The sequence below is a fragment of the Pseudomonas sp. MF6747 genome (genome assembly GCF_963890955.1).
In the GTDB taxonomy this organism is placed as follows: Bacteria; Pseudomonadota; Gammaproteobacteria; order Pseudomonadales; family Pseudomonadaceae; genus Aquipseudomonas.
In genome coordinates, this window is the sequence record NZ_CAWPSZ010000012.1 from 1 (window position 1) to 16,587 (window position 16,587).

12 protein-coding genes are annotated in these 16,587 nt (G+C 60.7%); 6 read left to right on the forward strand and 6 right to left on the reverse strand.

Going from position 1 to position 16,587, the window contains the following annotated elements:
- The first annotated feature begins 64 nt into the window (after positions 1 to 64).
- The 5 genes from AACW30_RS12745 to aqpZ all read left to right on the forward strand — a co-directional run bounded on the left by AACW30_RS12745 (position 65) and on the right by aqpZ (position 5,210).
- The gene (locus AACW30_RS12745; protein ID WP_106576381.1) at positions 65 to 988 is read left to right on the forward strand and encodes a LysR family transcriptional regulator; all 924 of its coding nucleotides are present in this window, start codon (positions 65 to 67) and stop codon (positions 986 to 988) included.
- A 14-nt stretch (positions 989 to 1,002) separates the two neighbouring features.
- Positions 1,003 to 1,806: an alpha/beta fold hydrolase gene (locus AACW30_RS12750; RefSeq protein ID WP_106576380.1), complete on the forward strand. Its 804-nt coding sequence runs from the start codon at positions 1,003 to 1,005 to the stop codon at positions 1,804 to 1,806.
- Between the two features lie 3 nt (positions 1,807 to 1,809).
- Positions 1,810 to 2,373, forward strand: coding sequence for a peptidylprolyl isomerase (locus AACW30_RS12755; protein WP_106576379.1), 564 nt, complete (start codon positions 1,810 to 1,812; stop codon positions 2,371 to 2,373).
- A gap of 82 nt (positions 2,374 to 2,455) precedes the next feature.
- Positions 2,456 to 4,288 (forward strand): ABC transporter ATP-binding protein, encoded by a 1,833-nt coding sequence (locus AACW30_RS12760; protein WP_124418203.1) that lies wholly within the window; start codon positions 2,456 to 2,458, stop codon positions 4,286 to 4,288.
- Between the two features lie 220 nt (positions 4,289 to 4,508).
- Positions 4,509 to 5,210 (forward strand): aquaporin Z, encoded by a 702-nt coding sequence (gene aqpZ / locus AACW30_RS12765; protein ID WP_106576377.1) that lies wholly within the window; start codon positions 4,509 to 4,511, stop codon positions 5,208 to 5,210.
- Positions 5,211 to 5,220: 10 nt separating this feature from the next.
- Here aqpZ and AACW30_RS12770 read toward each other — a convergent pair whose 3' ends face one another.
- The gene (locus AACW30_RS12770; RefSeq protein WP_200622661.1) at positions 5,221 to 6,345 is read right to left on the reverse strand and encodes a GNAT family N-acetyltransferase; all 1,125 of its coding nucleotides are present in this window, start codon (positions 6,343 to 6,345) and stop codon (positions 5,221 to 5,223) included.
- Positions 6,346 to 6,626: 281 nt separating this feature from the next.
- On the opposite strand from AACW30_RS12770, the gene AACW30_RS12775 reads away from it, so the two are divergent.
- Complete coding sequence (locus AACW30_RS12775) at positions 6,627 to 7,949, forward strand: putative porin (protein WP_106576375.1); 1,323 nt, start codon at positions 6,627 to 6,629, stop codon at positions 7,947 to 7,949.
- 119 nt (positions 7,950 to 8,068) lie between these two features.
- On the opposite strand, the gene AACW30_RS12780 is transcribed toward AACW30_RS12775, so the two are convergent.
- The 5 genes from AACW30_RS12780 to aceK all read right to left on the reverse strand — a co-directional run bounded on the left by AACW30_RS12780 (position 8,069) and on the right by aceK (position 16,232).
- The gene (locus AACW30_RS12780; protein WP_106576374.1) at positions 8,069 to 8,302 is read right to left on the reverse strand and encodes an anti-sigma factor family protein; all 234 of its coding nucleotides are present in this window, start codon (positions 8,300 to 8,302) and stop codon (positions 8,069 to 8,071) included.
- On the reverse strand, positions 8,296 to 8,910 hold the full coding sequence (locus AACW30_RS12785; protein ID WP_200622663.1) for an RNA polymerase sigma factor: 615 nt from the start codon (positions 8,908 to 8,910) through the stop codon (positions 8,296 to 8,298). The genes AACW30_RS12780 and AACW30_RS12785 overlap by 7 nt, the downstream gene beginning before the upstream one ends.
- 128 nt (positions 8,911 to 9,038) lie before the next feature.
- On the reverse strand, positions 9,039 to 10,160 hold the full coding sequence (locus AACW30_RS12790; RefSeq protein ID WP_106576372.1) for a beta-ketoacyl-ACP synthase III: 1,122 nt from the start codon (positions 10,158 to 10,160) through the stop codon (positions 9,039 to 9,041).
- Between the two features lie 326 nt (positions 10,161 to 10,486).
- Positions 10,487 to 14,398, reverse strand: a complete 3,912-nt coding sequence (gene hrpA, locus AACW30_RS12795; RefSeq protein ID WP_200622665.1) for an ATP-dependent RNA helicase HrpA — start codon at positions 14,396 to 14,398, stop codon at positions 10,487 to 10,489.
- Between the two features lie 124 nt (positions 14,399 to 14,522).
- On the reverse strand, positions 14,523 to 16,232 hold the full coding sequence (gene aceK, locus AACW30_RS12800) for a bifunctional isocitrate dehydrogenase kinase/phosphatase (protein ID WP_106576370.1): 1,710 nt from the start codon (positions 16,230 to 16,232) through the stop codon (positions 14,523 to 14,525).
- Positions 16,233 to 16,587: the final 355 nt, after the last annotated feature.

The window sequence follows — 16,587 nt, forward strand, 5'->3', positions numbered from 1 at the left end:
ACAGAATTTTCTCATTCGGCAGTCTCCAATAAGGACCGCCAGCTTAGGACAAGAGGAGCTCATCTTGAAAGCGCCCCGCGTTACCCTCGATCAATGGCGCACGCTGCAAGCCGTGGTCGACCACGGCGGCTTCGCCCAGGCGGCTGAAGCGTTGCACCGTTCGCAGTCTTCGGTGAGTTACACCGTCGCTCGCATGCAAGACCAACTCGGTGTGCCGCTGCTGCGCATCGACGGGCGCAAGGCGGTGCTCACCGACGCCGGTGAAGTGTTGCTGCGCCGCTCGCGGCAACTGGTGAAAAACGCCAGCCAACTGGAAGACCTTGCCCACCACATGGAACAGGGTTGGGAGGCTGAAGTGCGGTTGGTCGTGGACGCCGCCTACCCCAATGCACGCCTGGTGCGCGCCCTCACCGCCTTTATGCCGCAAAGCCGTGGCTGCCGCGTGCGCCTGCGTGAAGAAGTGCTGTCGGGCGTCGAAGAGTTGCTGATGGATGGCATGGCCGACCTGGCGATCAGCGGGTTCATTATCCCCGGCTACCTGGGCACGGAAATGAGCGATGTGGAATTTATCGCCGTGGCCCACCCGGACCATTCGCTGCATCGTTTGAACCGTGAGCTGAGCTTCCAGGACCTGGAAAGCCAGATGCAGGTGGTGATCCGCGACTCCGGCCGCCAGCAACCGCGAGACGTGGGCTGGCTTGGCGCCGAACAGCGCTGGACCGTCGGCAGCCTGCCCACCGCCGCGACATTCGTCAGCAGCGGCCTGGGCTTTGCCTGGCTGCCCCGACACATGATTGAGCGCGAACTCAAGGATGGCCTGCTCAAGCAGCTACCCTTGGAAAAAGGCGGCAGCCGCAACCCGACGTTTTATCTGTACGCGAACAAGGACAAACCCCTGGGCCCAGCCACACAGATCCTCGTGGAATTGCTGCGCACCTTTGACACCGCTCCCCTGGACGCGCCTTACGCCGCTCCCCAGCAAGCCTGAAACGGAGTTCATGCATGGCCTGGTTCGACCATGAAGGCTGCAGCCTGCATTACGAGGAATACGGCCACGGCAGCCCGTTGATCCTGATCCACGGCCTGGGCTCCAGCAGCCAGGACTGGGAACTGCAGATTCCGGTGCTGGCCCGCCATTACCGCCTGATCGTGGTGGATGTGCGCGGCCACGGGCGCTCCGACAAACCTCGCGAGCGCTACAGCATCAAGGGTTTCACCATCGACCTGCTTGCCTTGATCGAACACCTGAACCTGCCGCCTGCTCATGTCGTGGGCCTGTCCATGGGCGGCATGATCGCCTTCCAGTTGGCGGTGGACGAACCTGGCCGGGTCAAGAGCCTGTGTATCGTCAACAGTGCGCCTGAAGTCAAAGTGCGCAGCGCCGATGATTATTGGCAGTGGGCCAAGCGCTGGAGCCTGGCGCGAGTGCTCAGCCTGGCCACCATCGGCAAGGCTCTGGGTGATCGGCTGTTCCCCCAACCGCACCAGGGCGACCTGCGGCGCAAGATGGCCGAACGCTGGGCAAAAAACGACAAACGTGCTTATCTCGCCAGTTTCGACGCGATTGTGGGCTGGGGCGTACAGGAACAACTTTCCCGGATCACCTGTCCAACCCTGGTCATCAGCGCCGACCACGACTACACACCCGTGGCGCAAAAAGAAATCTATGTAAAACTGCTGCCCGATGCGCGACTGGTGGTGATCGAGGATTCCCGCCATGCCACGCCTTTGGATCAACCCGAAGTCTTTAACGCTACCTTGCTCGATTTTCTAAAGACAGTCGAAACCACTACCCAGGATCACTGACCCATGTTGAAAAAAATCGCCTTCTTTGCCGGTTCTGTTTTGTTCGCCGCCAACCTGATGGCCGCCGAGCCCGCCAAGGCGCCTCACGTCCTGATCACCACCACCAATGGCGACATTGAAATCGAACTGGACCCGGTCAAGGCGCCGATCAGCACCAAGAACTTCCTGGCCTATGTCGACAAAGGCTTCTACACCAACACGATTTTCCACCGCGTGATCCCGGGCTTCATGGTCCAGGGCGGCGGATTCACCGCGCAGATGTCGCAAAAACCAACTGAAGCACCGATCAAGAACGAAGCCAGCAACGGCCTGCACAACGTACGCGGCACTCTGTCGATGGCCCGCACCAATGACCCGAACTCGGCCACCAGCCAGTTCTTCATCAACGTCGCCGACAATGCTTTCCTCGATCCGGGCCGTGACGCCGGTTACGCCGTGTTCGCCAAAGTGGTCAAAGGCATGGACGTGGTCGATATCATCGTCAACTCGCAGACCACCACCAAGCAGGGCATGCAAAACGTGCCTATCGATCCTGTTCTGATCAAGTCGGCCAAGCGCATCGACTGAGGTCTGCAGGTAGCTCCGCGCATGGCCCACAAGGTCACGCGCGCATTTGAACAGGAGAGCCCGCCAGGCGGGCGTCAACCTAATGCTCTATCGTCGTTTTGAACAACTGATCGATATTTTCCGCGCTGCCCCCAGCGACGCCCCGCCCGACAAAGTCCTGCCCTTCTACCTCTATTACCTGCGCCAGGTGTGGCCAAGCTTTGCCGCCTTGCTGGTGGTAGGCCTGATCGGTGCGTTGATCGAAGTGGCGTTGTTCAGCTACCTGAGCCGCATTATCGATCTGGCCCAAGGCACACCGCCCGCCAACTTCTTCCAGATTCACAGCGCCGAGCTGATCTGGATGGCCGTGGTCGCCCTGCTGTTGCGCCCGATCTTCAACGGCTTGCATGACTTGCTGGTGCACCAGACCATCAACCCCGGCATGACCAGCCTGATTCGCTGGCAAAACCACAGCTACGTGCTCAAGCAGAGCCTGAATTTCTTTCAAAACGATTTCGCCGGGCGTATCGCCCAGCGCATCATGCAAACCGGCAACTCCTTGCGTGACTCGGCGGTGGCGACGGCTGAGGCCATCTGGCACGTGTCGATCTATGCGATCAGCGCCCTGGTGCTGTTTGCCGAGGCCGACTGGCGGCTGATGATCCCGCTGATCACCTGGATCATCTGCTACAGCCTGGCCTTGCGTTACTTCGTGCCGCGCGTGAAAGAGCGCTCGGTGATCTCCTCTGAAGCGCGCTCCAAACTGATGGGCCGCATCGTCGACGGCTACACCAACATCACCACCTTGAAGCTGTTCGCCCATACGCAGAATGAGCAGGAATACGCCAAGGAAGCGATCATCGAGCAGACCGAAAAAACCCAGCTGGCCGCCCGCGTGCTGACCAGCATGGACGTGACGATTGCCGTCTTGAATGGCCTGCTGATCGTCACCACCACCGGCCTGGCCCTGTGGCTGTGGACCCAGTCGCTGATTTCCGTGGGTGCGATTGCCCTGGCCACCGGCCTGGTGATTCGTATCGTCAACATGTCCGGCTGGATCATGTGGGTGGTCAACGGCATTTTCGAAAACATCGGCATGGTGCAGGACGGGCTGAAAACCATCGCAGCACCGCTGGCGGTCACCGACCGCGAGAATGCCCCGCGCCTGAACGTGCCCCATGGCGAAGTACGCTTTGAGCAGGTGGATTTTCACTACGGCAAAAAGAGCGGGATCATTGGCGGCTTGAACCTGACGATCAAGGCCGGGGAAAAGATCGGCCTGATCGGCCCGTCCGGTGCGGGCAAGTCGACTCTGGTCAACCTGCTGCTGCGCCTGTACGACCTGCAAGGCGGGCGCATCCTGATCGACGGGCAGAACATCGCCGAGGTCGCCCAGGAAAGCCTGCGCGCACAGATCGGCATGATCACCCAGGACACTTCGCTGCTGCACCGCTCGATCCGTGACAACTTGCTGTACGGCAAGCCGGATGCGACCGATGAAGAACTGACGGCCGCCATCCACAAGGCCCGCGCCGATGAATTCATTCCGCTGCTGTCGGACGCCGAAGGGCGTACCGGGCTGGACGCCCATGTGGGTGAGCGCGGGGTCAAACTCTCCGGTGGGCAGCGCCAGCGCATTGCCATTGCGCGGGTGCTGCTCAAGGACGCGCCGATTCTGATCATGGACGAGGCCACCTCGGCGCTGGACTCGGAAGTGGAAGCGGCGATCCAGGAGAGCCTGGAAACCTTGATGCAAGGCAAGACGGTGATAGCGATTGCGCACCGGTTGTCGACCATTGCGCGGATGGACCGGTTGGTGGTGCTGGAGAAAGGGCAAATCGCCGAGACCGGCAGCCATGCTGAATTGCTGGCCCACGGCGGGCTGTATGCCAGGTTGTGGCAGCATCAAACCGGAGGCTTCGTCGGCATCGACTGACCGCTTCCGGGGAAAACACCCTCCCACAGTCGATCGCATTGCATCGCAGCATTGGCCTATCGCGCCAGCACCCAAAGGGTTCTGGCGCTTTTTTATGGCCTGGATTTGCCACAAAAGCCTGCTTCAATCAAAGCAGTGCCCAGACGGGCGCTGAAGTAAATCTGCAGGGAGCATCATTGATTTACTGATTGGGTAGAGCGATCTATCAAGGACGTGTTGCATGTCTTTGTTCAAACGTTCAATCACAGAGGGATTGGGTACGTTTTGGCTGGTGTTGGGCGGTTGCGGGAGTGCGGTGTTGGCCGCAGCGTTTCCCGCCGTCGGGATAGGGCTGTTGGGTGTAGCCCTGGCGTTCGGGCTCACGGTGTTGACCATGGCGTTTGCCATCGGGCACATCAGCGGCTGCCATCTCAACCCGGCCGTATCAGTAGGCTTGGTAGTGGGCGGGAGGTTCCCGGCCAGGGAGTTACCGGCTTATATCATCTCGCAGGTTATCGGCGGCACGGTCGCCGCTGCGCTGTTGTACTTCATTGCCAGCGGCAAACCCGGGTTCGAACTGGCATCGGGCCTGGCTTCCAATGGCTACGGCGAGCATTCGCCGGGCAGTTACTCAATGGCAACGGGGTTTGTCTGTGAGCTGGTGATGACGGCGATGTTCGTGCTGATCATCCTTGGCGCCACTGACCGTCGTGCCCCAGCGGGCCTCGCGCCTATCGCCATTGGCCTGGCCTTGACCCTGATCCACTTGATCTCGATCCCCGTGACCAACACCTCGGTCAACCCGGCCCGCAGTACCGGCCCGGCACTGATCGTCGGCGGGTGGGCGCTTCAGCAGTTGTGGATGTTCTGGCTGGCGCCCATTTTCGGTGCGGTGATCGGCGGCGCGACCTATCGATGGCTGGGCGAGGAGGACCCAGCCTGAGGTCAAGGGTTCAGCCCTGCCGATAAGGCAGGGCTGTCCTCGCCTCTTCGGCATACGCCAGAATCCCTACGCGCTCGCGCTCGAGGAAATCTTCCACGGCGTTTTTCAGACCTGGGTGGCGCAGGTAGTGCCACGACCGGGTGATCACCGGTTCAAACCCGCGAATCAATTTGTGCTCGCCTTGGGCGCCGGCGTCGAAGCGCTGCAAACCGTGAGCAATGGCGTAATCCATGCCTTGGTAGAAGCAGGTTTCGAAATGCAGGCGGTCGAATTCCGCCAGGCAGCCCCAATAACGCCCGTAGAAGCTGTCGCCACCGATCAGGCTGAAGGCCATGGCAACCGGGCGCGAGCCCTGTTTAGCCAGCACCACGCGAATCGCTTCGGGCATGCGCTCGGCCAGCAGGCTGAAAAACGCCCGCGTCAGGTACGGCGACTGGCGGCGCACGGCGTAGGTGTTGGCGTAGCAGGCGTAAACAAAATCCCATTGCGCTTCGCTCAACTCATGGCCTTGCAGCCATTCGAACTCGATGCCCTGCCCCGCCACTTGCTCGCGCTCTTTGCGCATTTGTTTGCGCTTGCGTGAGCTCAAGGCGTCGAGGAAATCCTGGAAGTCGCGATAGCCGCGGTTTTGCCAATGAAACTGACAGCCCAAACGCTGCAACCAACCTGGATGCTGCGTCAAGGCTTGGTCGGCCAAAGGGTCAGTGAAGTTGATGTGGGCGCTGGAGAGCCCTTCGATTTCCAGGTAGCCCGGCAGGCTGTTCAGCAGCTCGAAAGCGTCTTCGGCGCTCCTGGCCAGCAAGCGCGGCCCGCTGACCGGGCTGAACGGCACTGCCGTCAGCAACTTTGGGTAGTAATCAATGCCTGCCCGCTCACACGCATCGGCCCAACCGTGATCAAACACGTATTCGCCGTAGGAATGCCATTTGCGGTAGCTGGGCATTGCCGCCACCAGGCGATCGCCTTCCCAGTGCAGCAAATGCTCAGGTTGCCAGCCCGATTGCGGCCCCAGGCTGGCGCTGTCTTCCAGCGCGCTCAGAAATGCATGCCGCACAAAAGGTTGGGCCTGCGGCACGAGGGCATCCCATACCTGCGGGGCGATTTCGGACAGGGCGTCCAGGCGTTGCAACGGCATCGGCATCCTCACTACTTCAGGGCGTGAAAGCCTGGCGAGTATCGCTTATCGGTGGCTTTCGCACACGCCCAAATGGCAGGACAAAGGCCAACTCAAATAGTTCCTTATTAAATATTTTGTCATCTACATGACATCACTTAGCCACTGTCCCGTCATAAGTGATCGTGATACTGACGCCTGTTTTTAGAGCGCCTGGTTCTAGCAGGCGGCTATTTTCCGTCCGTCATCGGTCGGTTGTGTCCTGGATGGTTTGCCATCCCTCCTCACTTTCGGAGATTGATATGCGTCTTGCTTCCACTAAAACTGCGGCGGCCCTGTGTGGCGGCCTGTTGCTGGCCCTGAGCGTTCCGGCCAGCGCTGCAGTCGACGCTAAATTGCTCGACATGCTCAAGGCCAACGGCCAGATCACCGCTGCGCAGTACACCGAACTGCAGGCGGAATTAGCCAAGGACCAGAAAGAAAAGCAGATCGCACAGCAAGCTCAACAAGAGACCAACGAGCAGATCGCGGCCACCGCGAAAAAAACCAACGACCTGAGTGTGTTCGACCAGAAACTGGCCTGGGCCGCGCGCACTCAGCTCAAGGGTGACGTGCGCTTCCGTCAGGAAACCGTGAAGATCCAGGGCGAATCCAACAACGGCGGGCGTGACAAGGACCGTCAGCGCATCCGTGCCCGCCTGGGCGCCTACACCGAAGTCAACTCGCAGGTCGACACCGGCATTCGCATTGCCACCGGCAGCAGCGACGACGCGCGCTCCACCAACCAGGACCAGGACAACTACTTCGACAAGAAGTCGATCTGGCTGGACCTGGGCTACATTGACTACCACCCGGACCAGATCAAAAACCTGCACGTGATCGGCGGCAAGATGTTGCAGCCGTGGGTCAACATGGGCGACGTGATCTGGGACAGCGACATCAACCCGGAAGGCCTGGCGCTGACCTACAAATACCCACTGGGCAGCAGCGCCGAGTTGTTCGGCAGCATCGGCAACTACAACCTCAAGGACAACGTCGACGGCGACGGCGTGCAATTTCGTCACGACCTGCGCCTGACGTCCGGCCAGTTGGGCACGCGGTTCTCGCTGACTGACAACTTGAAAATGACCCTGGGCGGCAGCGTCTACGCCTACCAGAACGACAAGGACAGCCGTTGCACGACCACCACCACGCCTTGCGCATTGGCGGTCAACGGCAACTCGGCCGACAACCAGTTCCGCCTGTACGAAGGCTTCGCCCAGGCCGACATCGGCGGCCTGGCAGTGCCGTTGGCGTTCTATGGCCAGTACGTGAAAAACAACGACGCGGTGACCGATCAGGACACTGCCTGGTTGATCGGTGCCAAGTCCAAAGTGTTCGGCTTGAACCTGGACTACAACTACCGCGATATCCAGCGTAACGCCGTGGTGGGTGCCTTCACCGACTCGGACTTCGCCAACGGCACCACCGGCTCACGCGGCCACAAGATGAAGGTCAGCTACGACATCGACAAGAACTTCGCCCTCGGCGCCACGTACTTCCTGACCAAGGCAGACTACGCCAGCCGTACGCAGCGTGATGCCAACACCAACACCCTGCAGTTGGATGCTGAAGCCAAGTTCTAATGGGTGTGCAATAAACCTTGGGCCAGGACGGCCCGAGGTGGTTTCAACAGCCTTGCGTGGGTGGGTCGCCCCTCATCATCCGTTCGCCCCACCCACGCGAGTCTGCATTGTTCGCGCTTTTACTGATCTTTCAGCCGCTCGGCTACCAGCCGGTCAGCCAATGCATCCACGTCCTTTACCGGTTCTTCCGGCATGATTTTCAAAGTCGCCTGCATCAGGCGCATCTGACGGATAAATCGCCGGCAGTTAGGGCAAAACATCAAGTGATGACGCACCAGCAAACGTTCGCGAAAGGTCAATTGCCCATCGAGGTAGTCACTGGAACGTGCCACTTGTTCTTTGCAGGTCAACATTCGCCCGTTTCCTCAAAATGCTCCACCGTGGCGAAGACTTTAAGCCGTGCCCGATGCAACAGCACACGGACATTGGAGAGCGAGAGCGTCAGAAGATTACAAATTTCTTCTAACTCCAGGCCTTGGCGCTCACGCAGCACCAGCACGCTGCTTTGCAGCTCCGACAAACTCAGCAACGTATGCTCCAGGCACTTGCGCAACTCATCCTCGGTCAGCAACGCTTCCGGGGTGTCCTGGTGCCAGGCGTACGGGGCCACGGCCCAGTGTCCATCGTCGGGGACGAAGCGATCGTCACCGATGGTGCCGTGAGGTGAGGGCAAATCGTCGAGCAACACTTCCCGGCGATTTTGTTTATAGCGGCCCTTGGCGGAGTTGGCGGTGATGGTCAGCAGCCAGGTCTTGAGGCTGGAACGCCCTTCGAACTTGGCCAGGTTGCGCACCACCGACAACCACGCGTCCTGCACCACTTCGTCGGCGTGGCGCTGGCCGACAATGGCATAGGCCACTGCCCGCATGGCGCTCTGGTAGGTGGTGACCAATTCCTTGTAGGCCCGCTGCTCGCCCTTGAGCAGCCGTTCCAGCAGGTGCGCGTCGTTGGCTGCTGCCATCGTTTACCTCAATCCTGCTGTGGAAATCCGATACCGGTGGGAGCTGGCTTGCCTGCGATAGCGGCGGCGGTCCCACCATCGTCATCGCAAGCAGCCAGCTACCACATTGACCGCATTCTGCCTCGAGATCAGCGTTTGCGCAGGATCACGCTGCCGATCGAGTAACCTGCACCGAACGAACTGAGCACCGCCACGGCTCCTTTTGGCAAGTCGTCCTGGTAGGTGTGAAACGCGATCACCGAACCTGCCGAACTGGTGTTGGCGTAGGTGTCGAGAATCACCGGCGCTTCTTCCACCGAGGCTTCGCGGCCCAGCAGTTTTTTCACGATCAGGTGGTTCATGCTCAGGTTGGCCTGGTGCAGCCAGAAACGCTTCACATCGGCCACATTCAGCTGGTTTTCGTCCAGATGCACGCCGATCAGTTCCGCCACCATTGGGCAGACATCACGGAAGACCTTGCGACCTTCCTGTACGAACAGCTTGTCCGGCGCGCCGATGCCCTCTTCCGCCGTGCGGTTGAGGAAGCCGAAGTTGTTGCGGATGTTGTTGGAAAACTTGGTCAGCAGTTTGGTGCTCACCACATCGAACTGGTGCTCGGAAGTCGCCAGGTCGGCGCGCTCGAGAATCACGGCCGTGGCCGCATCCCCGAAGATGAAGTGGCTGTCACGGTCACGGAAATTCAGGTGGCCGGTGCAGACTTCCGGGTTGACCATCAGGATCGCCCGCGCCTGGCCCAGCTGGATGCTGTTGGCGGCGTTCTGGATACCAAAGGTCGCCGACGAGCACGCCACGTTCATGTCGAAACCGAAACCTTCGATACCCAGCGCTTCCTGGACTTCGATGGCGATGGCCGGGTAGGCGCGCTGCAGGTTGGAGCAGGCCACGATCACGCCGTCGATGTCGGCGGCAGTCTTGCCCGCGCGCTGCAGGGCCTGTTCGGCCGCGCCAACGGCCATCTGGCACAGCACCGACCACTCGTCATTGCTGCGCTCGGGCAAACGCGGGGCCATGCGCTGCGGGTCGAGAATACCGTCCTTGTCCATGACAAAACGGCTCTTGATGCCCGATGCTTTCTCGATAAAGGCTGCGCTGGACTCAGTCAGTGCCTGGACCTCGCCGCGCTCGATGGCGGCGGCGTTGTCAGTGTTGAACTGCTGAACATAGGCATTGAAAGACTGCACCAGCTCTTCGTTGGAGATGCTGTTGGCCGGGGTGTACAGGCCAGTGCCGCTGATGACGACGTTATGCACGGTCGTTCCTCTAAATCTGTCAGGCAGAAGATATTGGTACCGTCGTACCAAACTTTAAGTCGTTCGATTCCGTCCAGCGGGCATCAAACTGGCAACGCTTTATTCCATTGCGCCGCGGCTGCACACCAGCCCATCACGACGATCCCGGCATTTATGACCGCGAAGTTTGCCACAACCTCGGGGATTTGGCGCCATTTCCGGATAAACCCCATGCTGACCGTGGGAGCTGGCCTGCCTGCGATGCAGACACCGCGGTGTATCAGTCAAATCACTGGGATGCCATCGCAGGCAAGCCAGCTCCCACAACCTCGCTAACCGAGAGGGCTTCAGGCCTCCACCTGGCTCCATTGCTTGCTCAAACGCTTATCGGAAATCGGCACTTTGGTGCCCAACTGCTGGGCAAACAACGACACGCGATATTCCTCCAACCACCAGCGATACAGCTCCAGCTGAGGGTCGCGCTTGCCTTCCTGGGCGTGTTTGTTCAGGCGGTTCTGGTACTGCGCCCACAGGCCGCTCAGCTCAGTGCTCCACACTCGGTCCTTTTGCACCTGGCTGGGCAGTTTCTCCAGGCGCAGCTCAATGGCCTTAAGGAAACGTGGCAGTTCCTTGAACCACTGCGCCGGGGTTTCCCGCACAAAACCTGGGTACACCAGATGGCTCAGCTGCTGCTTGATGTCATTCAAGGCCACCGCCTGGGCCAGGTCGATCTTGCCCTTGAAGCGCTTTTGCAAGCCATGCCACAGCTTCAGCACTTCCAGCGTCAGGCGGGCCAGGCGCTCGGCGTGCTCGGTCCAGCTGCCGCGCTTGCGTTCAGCCAGGGCCGCCAAACCTGCACCGTCACGCGGCAAGCTGGCTTCGCCTTCCAGTACGCAGGTGTCGAGGCTGGCCAACAGAATGTCTTCCACCAGTGCATCGACGCGCCCCAGTTCGCGGTACATCAGGCCCAATTCGGTCAGGCCGGGCAATTTGCCGCGCAGGAATTTCGCCGGCTCGGCCAATTGCTGCAGCAGCAGGCGCTGCAACGCGCGACGATGCTGGAACTCTGCCTCGGCGGCCGTCGAGAACCGCCCTTCCTTGACCGTGCCATTTTCTTCGACCAGCGCCGGGTAGACCGTCATCGACAGCCCCGCGATCTTTTGCTGGGTCTTCTCGGCCACCGCCGCAAACACCTTGGCTTGCACCGGTTGCTGGCTTTTGGCGGTTTGCGGCACGGCCAACGCGGCCTGGCTGGCCTCGGCAAAACGCGCGGTCAGCTCGGCCAGGTCGCGCCCTTCGCCGAGGAACTTGCCTTGGCCGTCGACCACTTCCAGGTTCATCTTCAGGTGGTTTTCCACCTGCTGCGCCGCCTCGGCCCAGGCTTCATCGCTGACCCGTGCGCCGGTCATGCGCAGCAGTTCGCGCCCCAGCGCCTGGGGCAGCGAGCCCTGGCCAAATTCGATGCGTTGCAGCGCCGCCTTGACGAAATCCGGCACCGGTACAAAGTTTTTGCGCAGCGCCTTGGGCAGGTTGCGCACCAGGGCAATGCACTTGGCTTCGATCACCCCCGGCACCAGCCATTCCAGGCGCTCCGGCGGCAATGCCGGCAGCAGTGGCGCCGGTACGCGCAGGGTCACACCGTCGCGGGGGTGGTTGGGTTCGAAGTGATAACTCAGCGCCAACTCCAGATCGCCCAGGTGCAAGGTGTCTGGATAATGCAGGGCCGTGACTTCACTGGCCTCGCGGGCCAGCACGTCTTCTTCGCGCATGATCAGCAGTTGCGGGTCTTTCTGGCTGTTGACCTTGTACCAGCTGTCGAACGTCGCGGTCTGGTGGATCTCCGCCGGCAAGCGCGCATCGTAGAAGGCGTACAGGGTTTCTTCGTCCGCCAGGATGTCGCGACGGCGCGCCTTGGCCTCCAGTTCGTCGAGCTGCTCCAGCAGTTGCTGGTTGGCCGCCAGGCACTTGGCCCGCGACTGAATCTCGCCGCGCACCAGGCCTTCGCGGATAAACAGCTCGCGCGACACCACCGGGTCAATCGGCCCGTAATGCACCGGCCGGCGCCCAACCACAATCAGCCCGAACAGCGTGATTTGCTCAAAGGCCACCACTTGGCCGCGCTTCTTCTCCCAATGCGGCTCGAAGTGGTTTTTCTTGATCAGGTGCCCGGCCAGCGGCTCGATCCAGTCGGCATCGATCTTTGCCACCATGCGCGCGTACAGCTTGGTGGTTTCTACCAGTTCGGCGGTCATCAGCCATTGCGGGCGCTTCTTTCCGATGCCCGAGGACGGGTGAATCCAGAAGCGCCGCTGACGCGCGCCGAGGTAATCGCCGTCTTCGGTCTTCTGGCCGATCTGGCTCAACAGGCCAGACAACACAGCCTTGTGCAGCTTGGCAAAGTCCGCCGGCTCTTTATTGACGGTCAACTGCATGTCGCGACAGATCAGGCTGAGCTGGCGATGGGAATCGCGCCACTCGCGCAGGCGCAGGTAATTCAAGAAGTTCTTGCGGCACCAGTTGCGCAACGGGCTGGCGGTCAGCGCCTGGCGCTGCTCCTCAAAACCGCGCCACAGGTTTACCAACCCGGCGAAGTCAGAATCGGCATCCTTCCACTGTGCGTGGGCTTGGTCGGCCGCTTGCTGACGCTCTGGCGGGCGTTCACGCGGGTCCTGGATCGACATGGCACTGGCGACGATCAGCACTTCCTGCAAACTGCCGAGCTTGGCGGCCTCGAGCAGCATGCGGCCCATGCGCGGGTCCACTGGCAGGCGCGCCAGTTGGCGGCCCAGCGGCGTGAGCTGGCTGTTGCGGTCAACCGCCGAGAGCTCTTGCAGCAGGTTGAAACCGTCGCTGATGGCCTTGCCGTCCGGCGGCTCGATAAACGGAAAATCGGTGATTTCGCCGAGGCGCAGGTGCAGCATCTGCAGGATTACGGCGGCAAGGTTGGTGCGCAGGATTTCCGGGTCGGTGAATTCCGGACGGCCGATAAAATCCTCTTCGCTGTACAAGCGGATGCAAATACCGGGCTCGACCCGACCGCAACGGCCTTTACGCTGGTTGGCGCTGGCCTGGGAAATTGCCTCGATCGGCAGGCGTTGCACCTTGGCGCGGTAGCTGTAACGGCTGATGCGCGCGGTGCCGCTGTCGATCACATACCGAATGCCAGGCACGGTCAACGAGGTTTCCGCGACGTTGGTCGCCAGCACCACACGGCGGCCCGGGTGGGATTGGAAAATGCGCTGTTGTTCAGCCGGTGACAGGCGCGCATACAGCGGCAGAATTTCGGTGTGCTTGAGCTGGGCCTTGCGCAGCATCTCGGCGGCGTCACGAATCTCGCGCTCGCCCGGCAAGAACACCAGCACATCGCCAGGGCTGCGCCGCTCGCTGCGTTCATAGGCGGCGATTTCATCCAGGGTAGCAAGGATCGCCTGGTCGACGGTCAAGTCGTCCTCGACGCGGTTGCCCTCCTCGTCCTGCTCCAGGGTCAGCGGGCGATACCAAGTGTCCACCGGGAAGGTACGGCCCGAGACCTCGACGATCGGTGCATCGTCGAAGTGCTTGGAAAAACGCTCCAGGTCGATGGTCGCCGAGGTGATGATGACTTTCAGGTCGGGGCGACGCGGCAACAGGGTTTTCAGGTAGCCGAGCAGGAAGTCGATGTTCAGGCTGCGTTCGTGGGCTTCGTCGACGATGATCGTGTCGTAGCGTTCCAGGTAGCGGTCGTTCTGAGTTTCCGCCAGAAGGATGCCGTCGGTCATCAACTTGATCAGGGTGTTGGAGTCACTCTGGTCTTCGAAACGCACCTGATAGCCGACCAGCGCGCCCAACGGCGTGGCCAGTTCTTCGGCGACGCGGCTGGCGACGCTGCGCGCGGCGATTCGGCGCGGCTGGGTGTGGCCGATCAGGCCGTACTGGCCACGGCCGATTTCCAGGCAGATTTTCGGCAGTTGAGTGGTTTTACCCGAGCCGGTTTCACCGGCGATGATCAGCACCTGATGCTTTTGCAGCGCCTCTTTGATCTCGTCGCGCTTGGCGGCAATCGGCAGGCTGTCGTCGTAGCGAATCACCGGCAGGCTGGCACGCCGCGCCGTGACCTGTGCGCAGGACGCCTGCATGCGCGTGACCCACTGCGCCAGCTTGTCCTCGTCGGGCTTCTTGCGCAGCTCGAGCAACTGGCGCCGCAAGCGGTGGCGGTCGGCGAGCATGGCGTGATCGAGGTTTTTCAGCAGTTGGTCGATAGCGGGCGCTTGGTCAGTCATCAGGTACTTTGAAGGTCGTCATTTATGCACGGCCGGCAAGTGTGGCAGAAAAGCCGCTATCAGCGTCAAGCTTCAAGCGGCAAGTAGACGCAAAACCGCTTACCCGTGGTTTGCCGCTTGAGGCTTACAGCTGCTCTTTTCTGCGGTACGGGAACACGTCGATGACCTTGCCGGCGCGAATCGCTTCCTGCAGGCCTTTCCAGTAGTCGGCGTTGTACAGCTCGCCGTGCAGCTCGTCGAACAGCTTGCGCTGGCCGGCGTCGGCAAACAGGAACGGCGGGAATTCTTCGGGGAACACATCCAGCGGCCCAATGGAGTACCAGGGCTCCGAGGCCATTTCGTCCTCGGGCGTGCGCGGTGCCGGGATGTGGCGAAAGTTGGCTTCGGTGAGAAAGCAGATTTCGTCGTAGTCATAGAACACCACGCGACCGTGGCGGGTGACGCCGAAGTTTTTCAGCAGCATGTCGCCGGGAAAGATGTTCGCCGCCGCCAGTTGCTTGATGGCCAGGCCGTAGTCCTCCAGCGCTTCGCGCACTTGGGCGTCGTTGGCGTTGTCGAGGTAGAGGTTGAGTGGGGTCATGCGCCGTTCGGTCCAGCAGTGGCGGATCAGCACGGTGTCGCCTTCCACTTCGACGGTGCCCGCAGCGACCTCCAACAGCTCGGCCAGGCATTCAGGCTCGAACTTGCTCAAGGGGAAACGGAAATCGGCGAACTCCTGGGTGTCGGCCATGCGCCCCACGCGGTCGACGCTTTTTACCAGACGGTACTTCTCGATGACGGTGGCGCGATTGACGTTTTTCGACGGTGAAAAGCGGTCCTTGATGATCTTGAACACCGTGTTGAAGCCCGGCAGTGTGAACACGCTCATGACCATGCCGCGTACGCCGGGCGCCATGATAAAGCGGTCATCGGTGGTGGCCAGGTGGTTGATCAGCGCGCGGTAGAACTCCGACTTGCCGTGTTTGTAGAAACCGATTGAGGTGTACAGCTCGGCGATGTGCTTGCCGGGCAGGATGCGTTTGAGAAACCCGATGAATTCCGCTGGCACCGGTACGTCGACCATGAAATACGAGCGCGTGAACGAGAAGATGATCGACACGTCGGCTTCGTCCGTGATCAGCGCGTCGATCTGAATGCCGCGCCCTTCGCGGTGCAGCAGCGGAATCACCAACGGCCATTGTTCGTCACGGGTGTAGATGCGTCCTACGAGGTAGGCGCCTTTATTGCGGTAGAGCACCGAGGAAAACAGCTCAACATTGAGGTCCGGATCTTTGCACACCCAGTCCGGCAGGTTTTCGCGCAATTGCGCTTCGAGCCGGCGCAGGTCGGTCGCAAGGTCTGCGTAGGGTTCGCTGAACGCGTAATCGGCGAAGACCTGCGCCAGCATCGCCGTCAGGTCGCCCGCCGGCTGATAAACGCGGGTTTGCGCCGCACGCGCACGGCGCAGGCTCGGCCGCGTGGTGTGGATGAACATGCAGGCATCGCTGATCAGGTCGTGACTGAACAGGCTGCAGAAGATCGAGTTGTACCAGGTCTCGGACAATTCATCGTCAAAGCGCAGGTCGATCAGGCCGATGTAGGCACGCTTCACCAGCGGCCACGCGTCCACTTCCAGCAGCGTGGCCTCGTCGAACTGGGCACGCAGGCGCGCCGTTACTTCAGCGACTTTCTCTTCGTACAAGTTGATCCGCGCCGCCGAAGCCGCCTGCCCTTGCTGCCACTGGGCCTTCTCGAAACGTTCACGGGCGCCGTCAGTGATCTGGCGGAAGTGCTCACGGTAATCGTCGAAGCCATCGAGGATCATGCGGGCGATGGCAAGCGCGGACTGCGGCATACGGGAAACCTCGAACGGGCGTCTGGAAGCCCTGAGCTTAGCCAGTGAACGGGGGCACGAGAAGGATGATTTTTTGGGTCACGCTGTACAACTGTCGACACATTGTAGGGTTTTTTCAAATTTCATGATTCGACCGTATGGTCAGTAAACGCAGCCAAACGCGCCAGCACCTTTGGCTACAGCCCTGCAAGGCCGTGGCTTGACGCCTGCCAGGGTAAACAGCAGCGCGCTTGCGTTTCACAACTTATGTAACCGAATTGATACACCGTAAGGGAAACCCTGATTACCTCCTTAGTGGCACTTTGATATATAGCGCGCCCTCTCCCAGCCTAACAAGGTCTGAAGACCGATCCGG